18 protein-coding genes, 2 tRNA genes and 1 other RNA gene are annotated in these 15,523 nt (G+C 71.0%); 7 read left to right on the plus strand and 14 right to left on the minus strand.

Annotated elements, in window-relative coordinates; genetic code table 11:
• An RNA gene (gene ffs / locus O4U47_RS16580) (signal recognition particle sRNA small type) lies at nucleotides 1-96 on the minus strand.
• Between the two features lie 254 nt (nucleotides 97-350).
• Here ffs and O4U47_RS16585 point away from each other — a divergent pair.
• A tRNA-Ser gene (locus O4U47_RS16585) sits at nucleotides 351-438 on the plus strand.
• A 77-nt stretch (nucleotides 439-515) separates the two neighbouring features.
• On the opposite strand, the gene O4U47_RS16590 is transcribed toward O4U47_RS16585, so the two are convergent.
• The 7 genes from O4U47_RS16590 to O4U47_RS16620 form a co-directional block, all read right to left on the minus strand.
• On the minus strand, nucleotides 516-1,769 hold the full coding sequence (locus O4U47_RS16590) for a tyrosine-type recombinase/integrase (RefSeq protein WP_270678777.1): 1,254 nt from the start codon (nucleotides 1,767-1,769) through the stop codon (nucleotides 516-518).
• A gap of 57 nt (nucleotides 1,770-1,826) precedes the next feature.
• Nucleotides 1,827-2,030 carry an excisionase family DNA-binding protein gene (locus O4U47_RS16595; protein ID WP_270678778.1) on the minus strand — a complete coding sequence of 68 codons (204 nt, stop codon included), beginning with the start codon at nucleotides 2,028-2,030 and terminating at the stop codon, nucleotides 1,827-1,829.
• Between the two features lie 95 nt (nucleotides 2,031-2,125).
• Nucleotides 2,126-3,535: a DUF3631 domain-containing protein gene (locus O4U47_RS16600; protein WP_270678779.1), complete on the minus strand. Its 1,410-nt coding sequence runs from the start codon at nucleotides 3,533-3,535 to the stop codon at nucleotides 2,126-2,128.
• A gap of 11 nt (nucleotides 3,536-3,546) precedes the next feature.
• The gene (locus tag O4U47_RS16605; protein ID WP_270678780.1) at nucleotides 3,547-3,825 is read right to left on the minus strand and encodes a hypothetical protein; all 279 of its coding nucleotides are present in this window, start codon (nucleotides 3,823-3,825) and stop codon (nucleotides 3,547-3,549) included.
• An 83-nt stretch (nucleotides 3,826-3,908) separates the two neighbouring features.
• Nucleotides 3,909-4,037: a hypothetical protein gene (locus O4U47_RS16610; protein ID WP_270678781.1), complete on the minus strand. Its 129-nt coding sequence runs from the start codon at nucleotides 4,035-4,037 to the stop codon at nucleotides 3,909-3,911.
• A 126-nt stretch (nucleotides 4,038-4,163) separates the two neighbouring features.
• On the minus strand, nucleotides 4,164-5,147 hold the full coding sequence (locus O4U47_RS16615; protein WP_270678782.1) for a DUF2637 domain-containing protein: 984 nt from the start codon (nucleotides 5,145-5,147) through the stop codon (nucleotides 4,164-4,166).
• Nucleotides 5,148-5,338: 191 nt separating this feature from the next.
• Complete coding sequence (locus tag O4U47_RS16620; protein WP_270678783.1) at nucleotides 5,339-5,980, minus strand: hypothetical protein; 642 nt, start codon at nucleotides 5,978-5,980, stop codon at nucleotides 5,339-5,341.
• A gap of 153 nt (nucleotides 5,981-6,133) precedes the next feature.
• On the opposite strand from O4U47_RS16620, the gene O4U47_RS16625 reads away from it, so the two are divergent.
• The 3 genes from O4U47_RS16625 (at nucleotide 6,134) to O4U47_RS16635 (ending at nucleotide 9,930) form a co-directional block, all read left to right on the plus strand.
• Complete coding sequence (locus O4U47_RS16625; RefSeq protein WP_270678784.1) at nucleotides 6,134-6,976, plus strand: GntR family transcriptional regulator; 843 nt, start codon at nucleotides 6,134-6,136, stop codon at nucleotides 6,974-6,976.
• On the plus strand, nucleotides 6,973-7,653 hold the full coding sequence (locus O4U47_RS16630) for an HAD family hydrolase (RefSeq protein ID WP_270678785.1): 681 nt from the start codon (nucleotides 6,973-6,975) through the stop codon (nucleotides 7,651-7,653). The genes O4U47_RS16625 and O4U47_RS16630 overlap by 4 nt, the downstream gene beginning before the upstream one ends.
• 1,602 nt (nucleotides 7,654-9,255) lie before the next feature.
• The gene (locus O4U47_RS16635; protein WP_270678786.1) at nucleotides 9,256-9,930 is read left to right on the plus strand and encodes a hypothetical protein; all 675 of its coding nucleotides are present in this window, start codon (nucleotides 9,256-9,258) and stop codon (nucleotides 9,928-9,930) included.
• 57 nt (nucleotides 9,931-9,987) lie between these two features.
• Here O4U47_RS16635 and O4U47_RS16640 read toward each other — a convergent pair whose 3' ends face one another.
• The 6 genes from O4U47_RS16640 to O4U47_RS16665 form a co-directional block, all read right to left on the minus strand.
• Complete coding sequence (locus O4U47_RS16640) at nucleotides 9,988-10,437, minus strand: phosphoribosyltransferase (protein ID WP_270678820.1); 450 nt, start codon at nucleotides 10,435-10,437, stop codon at nucleotides 9,988-9,990.
• Between the two features lie 75 nt (nucleotides 10,438-10,512).
• Entirely contained in the window at nucleotides 10,513-11,304 is a 792-nt protein-coding gene (locus tag O4U47_RS16645) for an MHYT domain-containing protein (RefSeq protein WP_270678787.1), read from the minus strand.
• Nucleotides 11,305-11,845: 541 nt separating this feature from the next.
• Nucleotides 11,846-11,930 (minus strand) — tRNA-Ser (locus O4U47_RS16650).
• Between the two features lie 10 nt (nucleotides 11,931-11,940).
• Nucleotides 11,941-12,420: a nucleoside deaminase gene (locus tag O4U47_RS16655; RefSeq protein WP_270678821.1), complete on the minus strand. Its 480-nt coding sequence runs from the start codon at nucleotides 12,418-12,420 to the stop codon at nucleotides 11,941-11,943.
• A 154-nt stretch (nucleotides 12,421-12,574) separates the two neighbouring features.
• Complete coding sequence (locus O4U47_RS16660; RefSeq protein WP_270678788.1) at nucleotides 12,575-13,075, minus strand: tRNA adenosine deaminase-associated protein; 501 nt, start codon at nucleotides 13,073-13,075, stop codon at nucleotides 12,575-12,577.
• Between the two features lie 65 nt (nucleotides 13,076-13,140).
• On the minus strand, nucleotides 13,141-13,650 hold the full coding sequence (locus O4U47_RS16665) for a tRNA adenosine deaminase-associated protein (RefSeq protein WP_270678789.1): 510 nt from the start codon (nucleotides 13,648-13,650) through the stop codon (nucleotides 13,141-13,143).
• 245 nt (nucleotides 13,651-13,895) lie between these two features.
• On the opposite strand from O4U47_RS16665, the gene upp reads away from it, so the two are divergent.
• The 3 genes from upp to O4U47_RS16680 all read left to right on the plus strand — a co-directional run bounded on the left by upp (nucleotide 13,896) and on the right by O4U47_RS16680 (nucleotide 15,509).
• On the plus strand, nucleotides 13,896-14,549 hold the full coding sequence (gene upp / locus O4U47_RS16670; RefSeq protein ID WP_270678790.1) for a uracil phosphoribosyltransferase: 654 nt from the start codon (nucleotides 13,896-13,898) through the stop codon (nucleotides 14,547-14,549).
• Between the two features lie 395 nt (nucleotides 14,550-14,944).
• On the plus strand, nucleotides 14,945-15,169 hold the full coding sequence (locus O4U47_RS16675; protein ID WP_270678791.1) for a hypothetical protein: 225 nt from the start codon (nucleotides 14,945-14,947) through the stop codon (nucleotides 15,167-15,169).
• Between the two features lie 175 nt (nucleotides 15,170-15,344).
• Nucleotides 15,345-15,509 carry a hypothetical protein gene (locus O4U47_RS16680; RefSeq protein ID WP_017539576.1) on the plus strand — a complete coding sequence of 55 codons (165 nt, stop codon included), beginning with the start codon at nucleotides 15,345-15,347 and terminating at the stop codon, nucleotides 15,507-15,509.
• The last annotated feature ends 14 nt before the right edge of the window (nucleotides 15,510-15,523 follow it).

The raw sequence follows: 15,523 nt of genomic DNA on the forward strand, positions 1-15,523 counted from the left end.
ACAAAGGACCCCTCGCGCACCCGCCAGAGCTTACTTATCCTTGCTGCCTTCCGGCCCTGGGGAGGTTCATAAGGTGACGCCGCACGAGGGGTCTGCCCCCCACTGTATAGGACGCCGGGACCGAACCGCACGGGCGCGCGGGGGCGGCTCCGTTCGCCCTCGGCGATGACCGCCGCGCCCCCGCCCCGGCGCGGCGCACCGGTCGGCGTGCCGCTGAGCGGCCGGGGCGCCTTGTCTCCGTGTCGTCTGGTCGACATGCGGCCGGAACGGCTCCTCCCGGCCCCCAGGCACACCGGAGGGCCACGGGAATCCGTTCGAAGCACTCCCCCACGGCATGTAGAGTTGTTCTCGGAGGATTCGCCTAGAGGCCTAGGGCGCACGCTTGGAAAGCGTGTTGGGGGCAACCCCTCACGAGTTCGAATCTCGTATCCTCCGCCAGCCTCTATGAGGCAGAACGAAGGCCCCGACCGGGTGCGCGGTCGGGGCCTCGTTCGTTTCTCGTCTCAGTTTTAGTCTCAGTTCGCCTCTTCGGCGCCGTTGTCGGCCCGCTCTGGCCGCTCCCAGATGAGCCCGCCGACGCGGTCCGCGACGTCGCTCCGGACTTGGTCGACCAGGTGCTGGTAGCGCTTGAGCATCGAGCCGGAGGACCACCCCATGAGGCCCATGACGGCCCGGTCCGGGACCTCGAGGATGAGCAGCACGGTCGCGGCCGTGTGCCGGGCGTCGTGAAGCCGCGCTTCCCGAAGCCCTGCCTCCTTCAACAGCGCCTTCCACTCCCGGAAGTCGGTGTTCGGGCTCACCGGGTGCCCGAACACGTCTGTGAAGACCCAGTCGCCGCGTTCCCACAGGTGTCCGGCCTGTTCACGCTCCTTCTCCTGTAGGCGCCTGTGCTCCTGGAGAAGGTCGGCCACAGGCGCCGGCAGACCGACCGGGCGGCGCCCCGCGGCGGACTTGGTGTCCTTGGTCAGCGGGTTCGCCCGGACCCGATCGGGGCAGAACCCGGGCTTGCGGCCGCAGGGGTTGGCGCACCCGTGCTTGTACTTCGGCCGGAGCAGGTGGCGCCGCACCCGGAGCGTTCGGGCGTCAAGGTCCAGGTCCCTCCACTTCAGCCCCAGCGTCTCGCCCTGTCGGAGTCCGAGAGCCAGGGCCAGAGCCCAGCGCGCGCCGTTCCGCCGTTCGGCAACGAGCCGGAGCAGCCCGCGGACCTGGTCGATGGAATACGGCTCGACTTCCTCTTCCACCACCTTCGGCGCCTTGGCCAGCAGCGCGGGGTTGCGGGTGATCACGCCCCGCCGGAGCGCCTCGTTGAGCGCCGCCCGGATCGTGCGGTGGGCGTGATGAACCGTCGCGGGCTTGCTGCCCTTGTCGCGCATCTTGCCGTAGAACCCCTCCAGATGCTCCGGCTTGAGCTTGTCGAGCCAGTGCGCCCCGACGCCGGGGATCAGGTGGACGTTCACGTCCACTCGGTAACCGCTGTAGGTGTTCTCCCCTACCGACGGTTTGGCGATGTGCTCCAGCCAGTGAGTGAGCCAGTCCTTCACTCGCCAGCGCTCTCCGGCCTTCCGCAGGGTGCCGTTGTCCCGCTCCCGTTCGAGCTTCCGCACGGCTTGGGTGACGGCCGCCTTCGTCTTCCGGGAGACGTGGCGGCGGTCCGGCTTGCCATCGTCCTTGATCCCGACCGTCACGCGGCCGTGCCAGTAGCCATCGGTCCCCTCATAGATCGAAGACGCCATGTTCGGCTGCCGGGTGCGCTTCGAGTCGCGCGTCATGCTGTCCTACTTCCGCGATTCGAGCGGGGGCCGCTGTGCAGCGGCCCCCGAGGTGGATCAGGCCGCGTCGGTGCTCTCGGAGAGCAGCAGCTCAACGAACTCGTCAAGGGCCTTGGCGGGAACGAGGCGGGTCTTGCCGAGCTTGACGGAGCGAAGGCGCCCGTCCTTGATCAGCTCGAAGGCGCGGGTCCGGCCGATGCCCAGCAGCTTCGCCGCCTCTTCGACGCGAAGCAGCTTCTTGTCCGTGGTGACGGGCTGCATGATGGTGGTGCTCCTTTCGGGGAGTGCGGCCCCGGCGGTGTGCTTGGCGGCTAGCGCCGGGGCCGCGTCGTGTTCGGAATCGGTGGAAGGCCGGTTCAGGCCGACGACGCGGTCTGGGTCGGGGGGACTCCCAGAGCGCACGAGGCGCACTGGGAGCCGTAGCCAGTGCCGCGCTGGTACCGGCGGAAGGTGCGGTGGCAAGTAGGGCAGGTGCCGGATTCGACCGGTGCCCGGGCGGCGCCCGCCCCGGTCTCCCGCGAGTCCGCCACGTCCGCCACAGCCGCAACGCCGCTGGTCAACGGCCGGTTTTCTGTGGCGGATATGTGGCGTGTGGCGGATACCGGACCGCCACAGGCGCCGTCCGCCCCCTTCTGGCTAGCCATGGGGGGTAGGTACCGCGCCCATGCGTCCGCCAGGTCGTCGGCGGTGTAGCCCTTGGGGGTGGTGCCGTCGGGCAGGCGCACCGTGCGGGGCTTGATGGGGGCGCCTTCGGCGGTGGGGTACTTGCCCAGCATCCGCGACAGGCGCCGCGAGTCGATGGGCTTGCCCCCGGCGCCGATCTCTGCCCAGGGGGCGTCCTCCATGGCGCACAGCGCCTCCAGCAGCGCTTCGGTGCCCATCTTGTCGGCCCCGGCGAAGGCGGTGCGCACGTCGGCCAGCAGCCGCACTCCGAGGGAGACCTTGCCCGGGTCTTGGGAGGCCCCGACCAACTCCGAGCACGCGTCCCGCGCCCGCTGGGGCCAGGTGCCGCCCGCGGCGTCGGCGACCATGAGCAGCGGCTCCCACACGTCGGCGGGCCGGTCGGTGACCCCTTCGGGCATCTCGGGGAAGGCGTCCTGGAAGTCCTCGGGCAGAGAGCGGGCCCATGCGGCAAGGCGGGTGTTCAGCTCGTGCCCGATCGGCTCGTGCAGCCGCTCGCGGTAGGGCTCTACCTTCTCGCCGGGGGCGCGCCTGCGCATGCGGATGATGACCGACCGGGTCAGGATGGTGTCGGGCAGCTCCCCCAGACCGGCCAGGGCCAGGGCGGCGTAGGCGGGGAAGGCGACCGATTCCTGGTTCGAGCCGTCTCCCACGCACCGGTGGGTGACCCCCGAGCGGCGGTTGCCCGCGTTCAGCAGGCCGCGCAGTTCCTCGTTCTCCTTGGCCTTGGGGCCGAACACGGTGTCGATCTCGTCGAAGAGGATTGTGGGCCGCCTCTCCTGGTCGGAGACCTTGCGGAAGATCGCGGCGGTGGTGGCGTTGACGGTGAGCATCGGGCGCGGGACCAGGGTCGTCAGGATCTCCAGGGCCCGGGTCTTGCCCGAGCCCGGTTCGGGCGAGAGGAACGCCAGACGGGGTGTGGAACTGAAGCAGTCGAGAAGGTGGGCGTGGGCGGCCCAGAGTACGGTGGCGACCACGGCGGCCTCGCTGGGGAAGGCCACGAACCGGCGCATGAACGCTTCCACCTCATCGAGCACGTGGCCGTCGGTGCGTTCTGGGGCTGGTCGGGTGTGGGTGTCGGTCACGGCGGGGCCCTTCAATTCGCGGCGGCGTTGATGCGGGCCATCACCCGTGCTGCGACGTGTTCGGGGTCGGCGCCCCGGTGTACGGCGGTGGCGTACAGGGCCCAGATGACCGCGCGGCGCGGGAGCCGGTCGGATGCGGCCAGCGGGGCGAGCATGTAGGCGGCCTCGCAGGCGGCGGCGGTGGGGTCGTCGGCGGTGGCCACGGTGTTCACGTGCTGTTGGAACAGGCGAAGGTCGCCGCGCTTGATGGTCACGACCTGGTTCATGTCGGGCTTCTCGGGCAGGGGCACGGCTGGTCTCCCATCACTGGTGAGGAGTCTTGGAAGGGCCCCGCCGCGGGCGGGTGGGCCCGCGGCGGAGCGGTGGGGTCGGGTCAGGTCCAGGCCTGGACACAGACGGCGGTCAGGAGGATCAGGTGGAACAGGAGCAGGGGGGCGAGCCGGTCAGCGGGCATGGTCGTCTCCTCTTGCGAAGGCGGGTCCGGGGGTGTGGTCAGGTCCACCACAGGCCGCACGCGGCGACCAGGACGGTCGCGGCTACGGGGATCACCACGAGGAACACGGTCAGGGCGGCGAACTGGTCAGCGGGCATGGTCGGCCCTCCTCACGGGCGGGTCTCGGGGGTGTGGTTAGGCGCTGTGCGCGCGGGTGTCAGGAACCAGGGCCAGCGGCGAGGGCGCGCCGTCGTCGGCGGGGGTGGTGCGGTGCTTGCGGATCTGGTCGCGGCCCCACCGCTCGGAGCGGCCGCACTCGCGGCCGATGAACGCGCCGGTGATCTCCCGTCCGGCGTGTTCGGCGGCGGTGATGAGCTCTGCCGCGCGGGCGGCGGCCTCTTCCGTGGACAGCTCCGGCGCTTCCGGCAGGTCGGCGGCGGTGCCGTCGGCGGGGGTCCCGGGGCCCTCCGGGTCACAGGCGCCGGCGGATTCGTCGAGGGCGGGGGCGGGCGGCTCTGCCGCCGCCTCCGGCAGCGCTTCCGCCGCGTCCGGCAGTGGTGCCGCCTCTTGGGGCGGGTGTGCCGCCGCAGCGGCAACCGGCGCGGCAGGATGCCCGTGCGGGGCGCCAGCAGCGGGGGCAGGCATGTTCCACCCGGCCGGTTCGGGAACCGGTTCCGGGGCCGCCTGCCGCTCCTGCCGAGGGTCGTCGGCGGGGGTGCCGGTCTCCTGCCGGAGCGGTTCGGGGGCGGGTGCCGGTACCGGGGCCAGAGCGATGCTGGCGACCAGGATCAGCCCGTCCACGCTCAACGGGAGCAGGTAGGCCACCAGGGCCGATTCGCCGTAGGACAGCAGAAGGTCGCGCATGTGGCCGTAGGACACGATCGCGGCCACCGCGGCGACCACGGCCGTCCCCAGCCACCGCAGAGCCACGATCCACCAGGCGCCGCTCTGCCGGGTGCGGGTGACCATCTCGGCAACGAGCAGAAGCGCGATCGGCGCCCACGCCGCGGCCACGACCTGCCCGGCATCAACCGCCCTGCCGCCGGAGGTGGCGTGCAGGATGTTCGCGCCGATGCTCACCGCCGCGCCGGTGATGAAGGCGACCCACGGGACCAGCCGCCCCGTCCCGGAAGTCCTGCCGGTGGTGCTGCCGTCGTGGGCGGAAGCCGTCGCGCTCATGCGGCACCGCCTTGGCGCCGCTGCCGCGCACCGGCGGCAGCGGCAGCGGGAGCGGCGTCCGGGGCGGTTGCCGGTCGCCTGCTGTGGGGCATCATGGGTGTACCTCCCTGTCCGGGGTTCCTCGGGCGGGTCGAAGGGGCCCCGGCACAGCGGCGGATCTTGGCGGAGAAGACGCTGTGCCGGGGGCGGATTCATTCGGGGGCGCCAGCGCGCACGGGCTCACCGCCGCGCGGAAAGGGCGGGGCCAGCAGGCGCTCCGGCTCCCTCGTGACGGGCAGGGGCCGGTGGGGGCGGGCGGCGAGGGTGTAGCCGTCGGCGTAGGGCACCAGGTCGGCGTTGACCGCCTGCGCGCGCAGGCGCGCCTCTCGCAGCGGCACCGGGTTGCCCCACATCAGTGCGTCGTCGTCGGCGTCGGGGGTGTAGAGCACCACCTGCGGGCCGGGGTGGGTGTCCAGCCCCGCCGCCTTGCCCAGGTTCGACACGATCGCGACGTCCAGGCGCTCACCGCCGTAGCCGTCCTTGAAGCGCTCCGCGCTCTCCCAGTCGCCGGTGCGCAGCGCGTGCCGGTTGAGGATGCCCCAGTGGTGGTCGAGCTTCCACAGCGCGACCTCTCCCCCGAGCCGTTCGGCGCCCTGGGCGATCCACCGGGCGGTCACCGCGGCCCGCTGGTCGGCCGCCTTCCCCATGGCGGCGTCGCGGGCGTCCGGGTCGGTGGGCATGTCGGAAGCGGCCAGTGCCAGGTTCCGCTCCCCCATCGGGAGCGATGCTGCCCAGCGGATGAGGTCGGCGGTGTCGTCGGCGGGGGCGGTCGGAGCATCGAGCAAGGCAGTCATGCGCTGTTCCCCAAGCTGTCGGTCGTGAACGGCCGGTGTCGTCCGATACCGTTCGCCCTATGTCGCCTAGCTTGGCTAGCCAAGCTAGAGGAGTCAAGAGGATCGGCGATTTTTCTTCCTAGGCGGCCTAGACAGGTGACTTACGCTGGGACCATGAGCATCGACCCGGAGGACCCGCGCCCGCCGTTTCAGCAGGTAGCGAGCGCCCTGCGCGCCGCCATCCTCACGCGCAAGTTCGAACCAGGCGAGAAGCTTCCGTCAGGTCCGGAGCTGGCCAAGACGTACGGCGTCGCCCGCATGACCATCCAGCAAGCGATCCGACTCCTTCGGGACGAAGGGCTGGTCCTCTCGCAGCAAGGCCGCGGGGTCTTCGTCCGAGAGCGGACCGAACGCCCTGCCGGTCTCCGCCCTCACATTGAACGCGCCTTCACCGAACCGAAGGTGACCATCGACTTCGCCGGATTCGGGGGCGAGACCCTGCATGGCGCCCTACAGGAACCGCTGGACAAGGTCCGGCACGGTCGCCTCGCCCCTGAGAGCATCTCGATTCGCGTGCTTGTCCCGGACATGCGGATGCCCATGGGACTCCCTGTCCGTACCGACACCGGAGAAGACGACCCGGCTGTCAGGGAGCGCATGACCAACATCATGCTCCGGAACACCCAGGGCATCGAAGACTCGGTTGGCGAACTGGAGACGCTCGGGCTCGTTCAAAAGGCCGCGGTTGAGACGCGCGTCTACCCCGTGGCCTCGATGTTCAAGCTGTACATCATCAATCAGGCAGAGATCTTCTTCGGCTTCTACCCGGTGAAGGAGAACACCGTGGTGGCCGGGGGCGAGAAGGTCGATATCTACGACCTCATGGGGCGAGACGCTGTGCTCTTCCACCATGCCGCCGACGAAGACCCCGAATCCGCGGGATCGCAGTACGTCTCGCAGTCGCAGATGTGGTTCGACAGCATCTGGTCGACCGTCGCGAAGGAGCGGGGCGAGTGAACGCCTCCGACGTGGAGACGCTACAGCGCAGCCGGTACGTCCTTCTGGACTTCGACGGCCCCGTATGCAGCGCCTTCGCTGGCTACCCGGCACCTGAAGCCGCGGAGTCTCTACGGGCCGCCGCCATCGGGCAGGGCGTTGCCTTGCCGGAGTCGCTCCGCTCTGAAGACGACCCGATGAAGGTATTGCTCGGGCTCTGGGAAGTCGCACCGGAGTACCACCAGGACGCAGAGGCGCTGCTCACGTCTGCTGAGGTCAGCTCGGTAGCTATGGCGACTCCGACAGCAGGTGCAATCGAGTTCATGCGCGCCTGTGCTTCGACGGGTCGCCCCCTGGCCGTGGTCAGCAATAACTCACCAGAAGCCGTTCGCTCCTTCCTCGACAAGCAGGACCTCGCACACCTGGTCAAGCTGGTCATCGGGCGAGACAAGGCATCACCCCTGCTCATGAAACCGGACCCGCACCTGCCTCGACTGGCACTGAAGGCGCTCGAAGCGAATCCGGCAACAAGCATCCTCATTGGTGACTCAACAACCGATATCGAAGCGGCGCACGCCGTGGGCGCGGTGGCTGTTGGCTATGCCAACCGGCCCGGAAAGCGCGACGAGTTCCAGGCACTCAGTGCCGACGTCATCACGGAGCACATGCGCGACCTCGCTCGGGCGCTCACCGACTAGATGCCTCCTGTGGCGGCCCGGCATCCGCCACACGCCACACATCCGCCACAGGAAACCGGCCCTTGACCAGCGGCGTTGCGGCTGTGGCGGCTGTGGCGGACTTGCGGGAAGCCGGGGCGGGGGCGACCTCCCGCCCCGTAGCCGTAGCTGGGGTTCTCGCCGTTCCGGGCCGGTCGCCGTCCGAGGGGCGTTAGGGCTAACGGGCCGTGCGGCGGCCGCTCTCCTTCCCCCAGGTGGAAGGGCCTAACGGCCCCGGACTAACGGGGGTGGCTAACGCCTCCTAACGCCCCCTCATGGCTAGCGATCACCACGCGCCCCGCGGCGGGCGAACCCCACTCCGGCTCACGCCCCGCCCCCCATGGCTAGCTTCCGGCGGGGCCGCGCGGCCGGAGACGCGAGGGGTGCTATGTGTAGCAGGGCGGGACGCTTGGCGTGCCGCTGCCCGACGGCGTCGGCGAGGTACCCGTCGGGGCCGCTTGCGTAGCCGTAGAAGCCGCTCGTCTGACACCCCGGCGAGGGGCGGCCCCTCTTTCCTAGGTCAGCAGGGGTGTCAGACCCCTCTGACACCCCCTCTGACAGGGGTCTGACACCCCGGTCTGACGGGGGTGTGACACCCCCCTCTGACACCCCTCGCCGGAGCGCGGGGGAACCCCGCTTCGCCGGGCCGGTTCGCCCCGCGTGACACCCGGTGCGGGGCGGGCGGGGGCCGGGGGAGGGAGTTACAGGTCAGGGCCGTGTCACGGGTCGTGACAGGCGCCCGTGACACCGGCGTGACAGGGCCCGTGACGGCCGTGACACCCGCCCCGTGACAAGATCATCTAGCGCCGCGCGCGCCACCCACGCGCAGCCGAGCGAGAAAGACTTTCACCCCTCCCCGCGGGCCGCCCTCCTTCCCCCAGGCGGCAGGGCTGAAAGCCGCGACTTTCACCCCCCGGCTTTCGGGGGCGCTTTCTCCCGATTTACACCCCTGGGCCTAGCGCCCCGCCCGGCTCCCGCACACAGGCTGGGACGACGCCGGACTCGAAGCCGATGGCGAGACGGACCGGGGCGCTCAGGCGCCCGCAGAGCGACGAACAGACGACACCGAAGGTGCTCGGACGCGCCCCGAAAACCGCACCGCACGAGGCATCTCAGAGCCGCCGCTTCGTCTCAGTTTTCGTCTCATTCAGCACCGTTCAGCGCCGTTCGGCAGGAGCCACGTCCGCCGCGCGGCCCCTGCTCAACATGCCGTTGAACGGCGCCGAACGCTGCCGTGCGGGATTGGAAAGCGTGTTGGGGGCAACCCCTCACGAGTTCGAATCTCGTATCCTCCGCCAGCCTCTATGAGGCAGAACGAAGGCCCCGACCGGGTGCGCGGTCGGGGCCTTGTTCGTGTCCGGGCCCGGTTCCCGTCCCGGCCCCTCTCTCACTCCGCCGGTCCGACGGCCCACACGGCGCCCCGGCGCCCGCCCGTGCGCACCTGCGACCGGGCACTTTCGATCCACGTCGAAGTTCTTGCCGTCCCTCCCAGCGCACGGAAGCATGGATCGGCGCGCCGATGCGCCGAACGGACGGCATCGACGGCGCGTACGGCACAGACGGACGTGGACCAGAAGGAGGACAGTGGGGCTCTTGAGCTTCATCTTCGGAGGTGTGGCGGAGGTCGCCGCCGACGCCACCGCCGATGCGGTCACCGGCGCCGCCGATCGGAAGATCCTCAGCTCCCGGGCCAAGATGCTCGTCAAGCTCTCCCGGGAGGAGGGGCTCCACTTCACCTCGCGCGGGAAGGACGCCCCGCGGCTCGCCCCCGCGCTCGCGGAACTGTCGGCGCTCGGGGTGCCCGCCGCCCCCGAGGAGATCAAGGACGTCGTCAGCGGCCCGCGCAACGGACTGTGGGTGCTCGCCTTCGACAACCCGCACCACGAGCTGGCCAACCTGGACAGCGGCGGCCACTTCTGGTTCACCGCGGCGCGGCTGCCGCACCCCTGCCCCGACGTCATCGCGCGCGCCCCCTGGGAGGTGCGCCACGCGGCGCTGACCCCGGTCACCAGGTGGTTCCCGCACCAGCCGCACCACGTGGCCCACACCCCCCGCGGCCGCAAAGAGCGCGGCGTGTTCACCGACCACCCGGCGTTCGCCGCGCGGATGCTCGACGCCGCCTCGGGGGTCGACGGCAGCATGAAGTGGGCGGTCCGCGGGCAGTGGGCGTTCGCCTGGAACGAGGGGATCGTGACCCGGAACCTGGTCCGCAAGCGGCTCATGCTGCTGGACACGCTCGCCCACTACGCCCAGGGGTGACGCCGCGCCCCGGCGGCCCCCGGGCCCACCGGACGGGGCCGGGTGCCGGACGGGTCCTCAGGCGTCGAGGACCTGGCCCTGGCGGCGGACCACCGGGGGCTCGACCGACCACGGGAAGTTGATCCAGGCGTCCGTGCGCTTCCACACGTACTCGCACTTGACCAGCGACTGCGGCTTCTCGTAGATCACCGCGCTGCGCACCTCGGCGACGTGCTCGGCGCAGAAGTCGTGCACCAGCTTGAGCGTCTTGCCGGTGTCGGCGACGTCGTCGGCCACCAGGACCTTCTTGCGGCCCAGGTCCACGGCGTTGGGCACCGGCGGGAGCATGACCGGCATGTCCAGGGTCTCGCCCACCCCGGTGTAGAACTCCACGTTCATCACGTGCAGGTTCTTCACGTCCAGGGCGTAGCCGAGCCCTCCGGCGACGAACAGGCCGCCGCGGGCGATCGAGAGGACGATGTCGGGCGCGAAGCCGTCGTCGGCGATGGTCTGGGCCAGTTCGCGCATGGCGGTGCCGAACAGCTCGTAGGTCAGGTTCTCACGGACGTCGCCGCTCACGGTGCCCCCTCGGCGTGGTGCAGGTCAGGACCGCACCCCAGTATCGCGCCCCGCCGGGACCGCCCCGTACCGGGCGCGCGGCCGCGGCCGTCCGCGCTCCTCCTCCGGCAGCGCCAGCAGCAGGAGCGCGCTGAGCGACAGGAACAGGCCGGGGCCCAGGATCATCGGGGTGAGGAAATCGAGGGCGGACATCCCCGCGGGAACATCCGACATGGAACCGCCGTGGCCCTCGACGCTGACGCCCATCATCCCGGTGTAGTGCATGGCCGACACCGCCACCCCCATCACGAAGGCCGCCGCCACGATGGAGCCGCTGCTGCTCAGGTTCCGGGCGAACCACAGGGCGACCGTGGCGGCCACCACCGCGATGACGCAGGCGGCGGCCACGAAACCGGTGGAATGGTGCATCTCGCCTTCCATCCGCATCGACGCCATGCCCATGTAGTGCATGGCCACGACGCCCGCGCCGGCGGCCGCGCCTCCGGCGAGCAGGGCCGGGAGCGTGCGCCACAGTGTGGCGACGGCCAGCGCCGCGGCCATGATGGCGATCGCGACGGCGGCGCTCACCACGGTCAGCAGGGGGTCGTAGCGGATGACCATTCCGTTGACGCGGAACCCCATCATCGCGATGAAGTGCATGGACCACACGGCGGCGCCGCCGAGGGAGACGGCGCCCAGGGCGAGCCAGCCCCAACGGGAGGCGCCGTCGGCGGAGCGGGCCCGGGTGGCGAACATCAGCCCGATGAAGGAGCCGAGGACGGAGACGCCGTAGGCCAGTGCGGGGGTCCACCAGCCGAGCGCTGCGTGTTCGATCATCAGATCGTCTTCTCTCTCAACGTCCCGTCATAGCGGGGACGGGTGCGGGGCGTTGGTTCGGAAAGCGCGTCGGATCATGCCAAGGCCGCCGTTTCGTTACAACCGCAACCGGGGAGACGAACGTTCCGAAAAGCCGTCACCCAGAGGAGCGAAATCACGACCGCACGGATGCGCGAACACCCGTCACACGTGCGGAATCCCCCGGCCACTCAGGGTCCACGGCGGTTCTCAGACTTCTCAGAAACGTATGACGCACCGTCACGATCGCACCGCACCACGCAAGAAGTGGGGGCGACGAGTATGACCTACATCACTCGGGCGGCCGCGCCGTTCACGCCGCCGGCGGCCCCAGGGGGAGCCGTGGACACGCTTCGGCGGCCGTCGGCGCGAGCACGCGCGAGGCGGGCGCGCACAGGGCGGGCGCACGCAGGCCGCCCACGACGCTCGGCCTCCGTGTGCACCGGATATGTACCGGATGGCGCCGCGGACCTCCCGCACACGAAAAAGACCCGGGCTCACCTGCGTGAACCCGGGCCAGAAGCGGTGGAGGTGGGATTTGAACCCACGGAAGGTTGCCCTTCACTCGCTTTCGAGGCGAGCGCCCTCGGCCACTAGGCGACTCCACCGAGAGTGACTCTACCTGAAACGTCGCCCGGAGAAGAAATCGGAAAGGAGGCGGGCGCAGGCGTCGGCCGCCTCGGGACCCACAAGGTCCGGCGGGACCACCTCCGGGCGGTGGTTGAGCCGCCGGTCGCGCAGGGCGTCCCACATCGAGCCGGCCGCCCCGGCCTTCGGATCGCGCGCCCCGTAGACGACCCGGTCCACCCGGGACAGCACGGCCGCGCCCGCGCACATCGTGCACGGCTCCAGCGTCACCACCAGCGTGCAGCCGCTCAGCCGCCACTCGCCGCGCTCACGCGCCGCCGCCCGCAGCGCCACCACCTCGGCATGCGCCGTCGGGTCGCCGACCGCCTCGCGCTCGTTGCGGCCCACGGCCAGCACGCGGCCGCCCTCGTCCAGGACGACCGCGCCCACCGGCACGTCGCCCAGGTCGGCGGCGCGCCGCCCCTCCTCCAGCGCGCGCATCAGCGCCGCGTCCAGGACGGCGCGGTCCATGAGCGGGCCGACCCCGTATCCGGGCACGCCCGCGGCCCCGTCCCCGGTCACCGATCCATCCTCCGTGCGCCCTCCACGACTGCCGTGCGCATCCCGTGCGCACCTCCCCTGCGCGCCGCCTGCGCGCGTCCGCCCCGGCACCCCTCGGGCGGTCTCAGGGCGTCCTCAACGCGTCCAGCCGGTCGGCGAATCCGGCGCGCTCGGCGACCTCCGCCAGGACGTCCGCCGGGAGCGCCCCCTCGGCCAGCGCGAGCGCCGCCAGGTCCCCCGAAGCGGTCCCCAGGTCGTCGAGCAGGGAGGCGTCGCCGCCCGGGTCCGGCAGCGGCTTCTGCCCCGTCCCCTCCACCTGCTCGGGCGCCTCGATCTGGCCGCTGTCCAGCAGCAGCGCCGCCATGTCGTTCTCGTGCACGAAGCGCGCGTCCGACAGGAACACCCGCGGGTCCTCCCGGTCGTCCAGGCGGACGATGCCGAACCACTCGTCGTCGGCCTCCAGAAGCAGCACCATCGTCCCGTTCTCGGCACCGGGCGCGTGCTCCCCCGCCGCGTCGCGCATGGCGTCGGCGAGGTCGTCCACCCCCTCGGCGTCCGCGAGGTCGACCTCCGCCGCGCCCCATTCCCCGGACGCGCGGAAAAAGACCGCTGAGAAGACCGACACCTGGTGCTCCCGGCTGCTCGCTGTGGACCCCGCCGGGCCCTCCCCGACGGCCGTCGTGGGGCTCCTTACCCCATGGTGTCCAGGGCACGCTGGAACGCCTGCTGGAATCCGAGCCGCTCGGACACGCTGGCCAGCACCTCGTCGGGGTACAGGTCCAGATCGCCCGCCAGGGCGCCCAGCTCCATCTCCTCCAGCCCGAGGTCGGCCAGGATCGACAGGTCCCCGGCCGGCAGCACCTGGTCCAGGTCCTCGTCGTCGGGCACGTCGATGTCCAGGAAGTCCAGCACCTCGCGGGCGACCTCCCAGTCGACCGACGCCGTCACGTCCGACAGGAACACGCTCACGTTGTCGTGCCCGTACACGCGCGCGATGATGAAGAAGTCGTCGCCGACCGACACCAGTCCGATCGCCCCGCTGATGCTCGGCTGCTGGCGCAGGGCGTGCAGCAGCCCCTTGAAGTCGCGGGTCAGGGCCTCGGGAAGAAGGTAGACATCCCAGAGGTCGTCTTCGCGGTAGGCGACTGCCGCGAAGTCGCCCTCCCCGGGAAGCCCGTCGCTCTCGTCGAGTTCCGTCATCGCCACCCCATCAGGCCGGTCGTGATCGGGCCAGGATCGCAGAAGCCCCCCGGCCGCGCCATCGTAGCCCCGGACGCCGCCTCCGCGAGCGGCGGGGAGCGCCTGCATCCCCCATTAGATCGGACATCCGGCACCGGGAGGAACCGGATGTGAGAGATCGTGATCACCGGGAGGAAGCGGTGCCGTGCGCGGATAGACTCGTTCGCCGGATCACGCACGTTTCAGCAGCTCACCCGGAGTGTTCAATGGAGACCCTGGTCGTCGACCACCCCTTGGTCGCGCACAAGCTCACCACCCTGCGCGACGTGCGCACCGATTCGCCCACCTTCCGGCGGCTCACCGACGAGCTGGTCACCCTGCTCACCTACGAGGCCACCCGGGACGTGCGGGTCAGCCGGGTCACCGTGGACACCCCCCTGCGCCCCGCCGAGGGCGTGCAGCTCAGCCGCCCCACCCCGCTGGTGGTGCCGATCCTGCGGGCGGGGCTGGGCATGCTCGACGGCATGACGCGGCTGCTGCCCACCGCCGAGGTCGGGTTCCTGGGCATGGCCCGCGACGAGGAGACCCTGCAGCCGGCCACCTACGCCGACCGGCTCCCCCAGGACCTGTCCGGCCGCCAGTGCTACGTGCTGGACCCGATGCTGGCCACCGGCGGCACCCTGGCCGCGGCGCTCAAGCTGCTGGTCGACCGGGGGGCCGACCACGTCACCGCGATCTGCCTGCTGGCCGCGCCCGAGGGGTTGTCGGCGGTGGAGGACCGCCTCGGCGAGACGCTGGGCGAGGACCACGGCGCGGTGCTGCGGGTGGTCACCGCCGCGGTCGACGACCGCCTGGACGACAACGGCTTCATCATCCCCGGCCTCGGCGACGCCGGCGACCGCCTGTACGGCTGCGTCTGATCCGTCCCGCTCCCTCCGGGGGAGCGGTGTCCGCCGTGCGTCCGTCCCGACACGGGACGGACGCTTTTTTGTATATGTCGGTCCTGACCGGAATGAATGACCGAAAAGGGGGAAGAAGGGGTCCGTGCGACGAACCCCTCCGTCGTACCGCGCCGCGCGCCGAAGCCGCGTGGACGACACGACTTTGACCAGTCGAATTGATTCTGAGATGGAGGCGTGACCCCCTAGAGTGATCCTGATCGGTACCCGCACCCGACCACTGCCCCGACCCGACCGAAACCCGGCCCCACCCCACCGCGCCGCTGAACCGGGCCCCACCGCACCCGGGAGCGCTCACCGAACGACACCGACCGAGCACGGAGCGCCGTAGCTCACCCTGCCCCTCGAGGAGTGAGATGCCCGAGCACACCGACACCGCAGACCGCGAACTGACCCCTGTCGCCGACCGCCTCGGCGCCGAATTCTCCGGCGTGCACGAGCGGTCCACGGTCGACAGATGCGTGGGCGCCGCACGCCAGGGCGCCCTCGACGTCACCGGCCGGGCCGCCCCCGACCTGGTCGAGCGGATCGCCCGCCAGCACCTCCAGGTGCTCGCCCTGGCCTTCGCGGAGCGCGCCTAGACCCGCGCCCGGACGCCCGCCCCCGCGCCCCGTCCCGCACGGAACGTGACCAGCACCACACGCCCAACGTGCGTCACGCCACGCCGAAGGCGGGCATCTGGCTTTACGGGGTCGATTGTCGGTGTAACAATCACCTTGGGTTGGTGGGTCAGCGTGCTTTGTTGGGGAGTCGGTCATGGCCAAGTTGAAAAAATGGCTGGGGTACGCCCTCATCGCCTTCGTTGCTTTCTACCTGCTCACTCAACCCGAAAGCGCGGCCGGCGTCATCCAGACGGGTCTGGGCGGCCTGATGTCCGCGGCCGAGTCGCTGTCGCGCTTCGTCAACGCGCTCAGCGCATGACCTGAGGGAACGTG

This window comes from Nocardiopsis suaedae (assembly GCF_027706745.1).
GTDB lineage: Bacteria > Actinomycetota > Actinomycetes > Streptosporangiales > Streptosporangiaceae > Nocardiopsis_A > Nocardiopsis_A suaedae.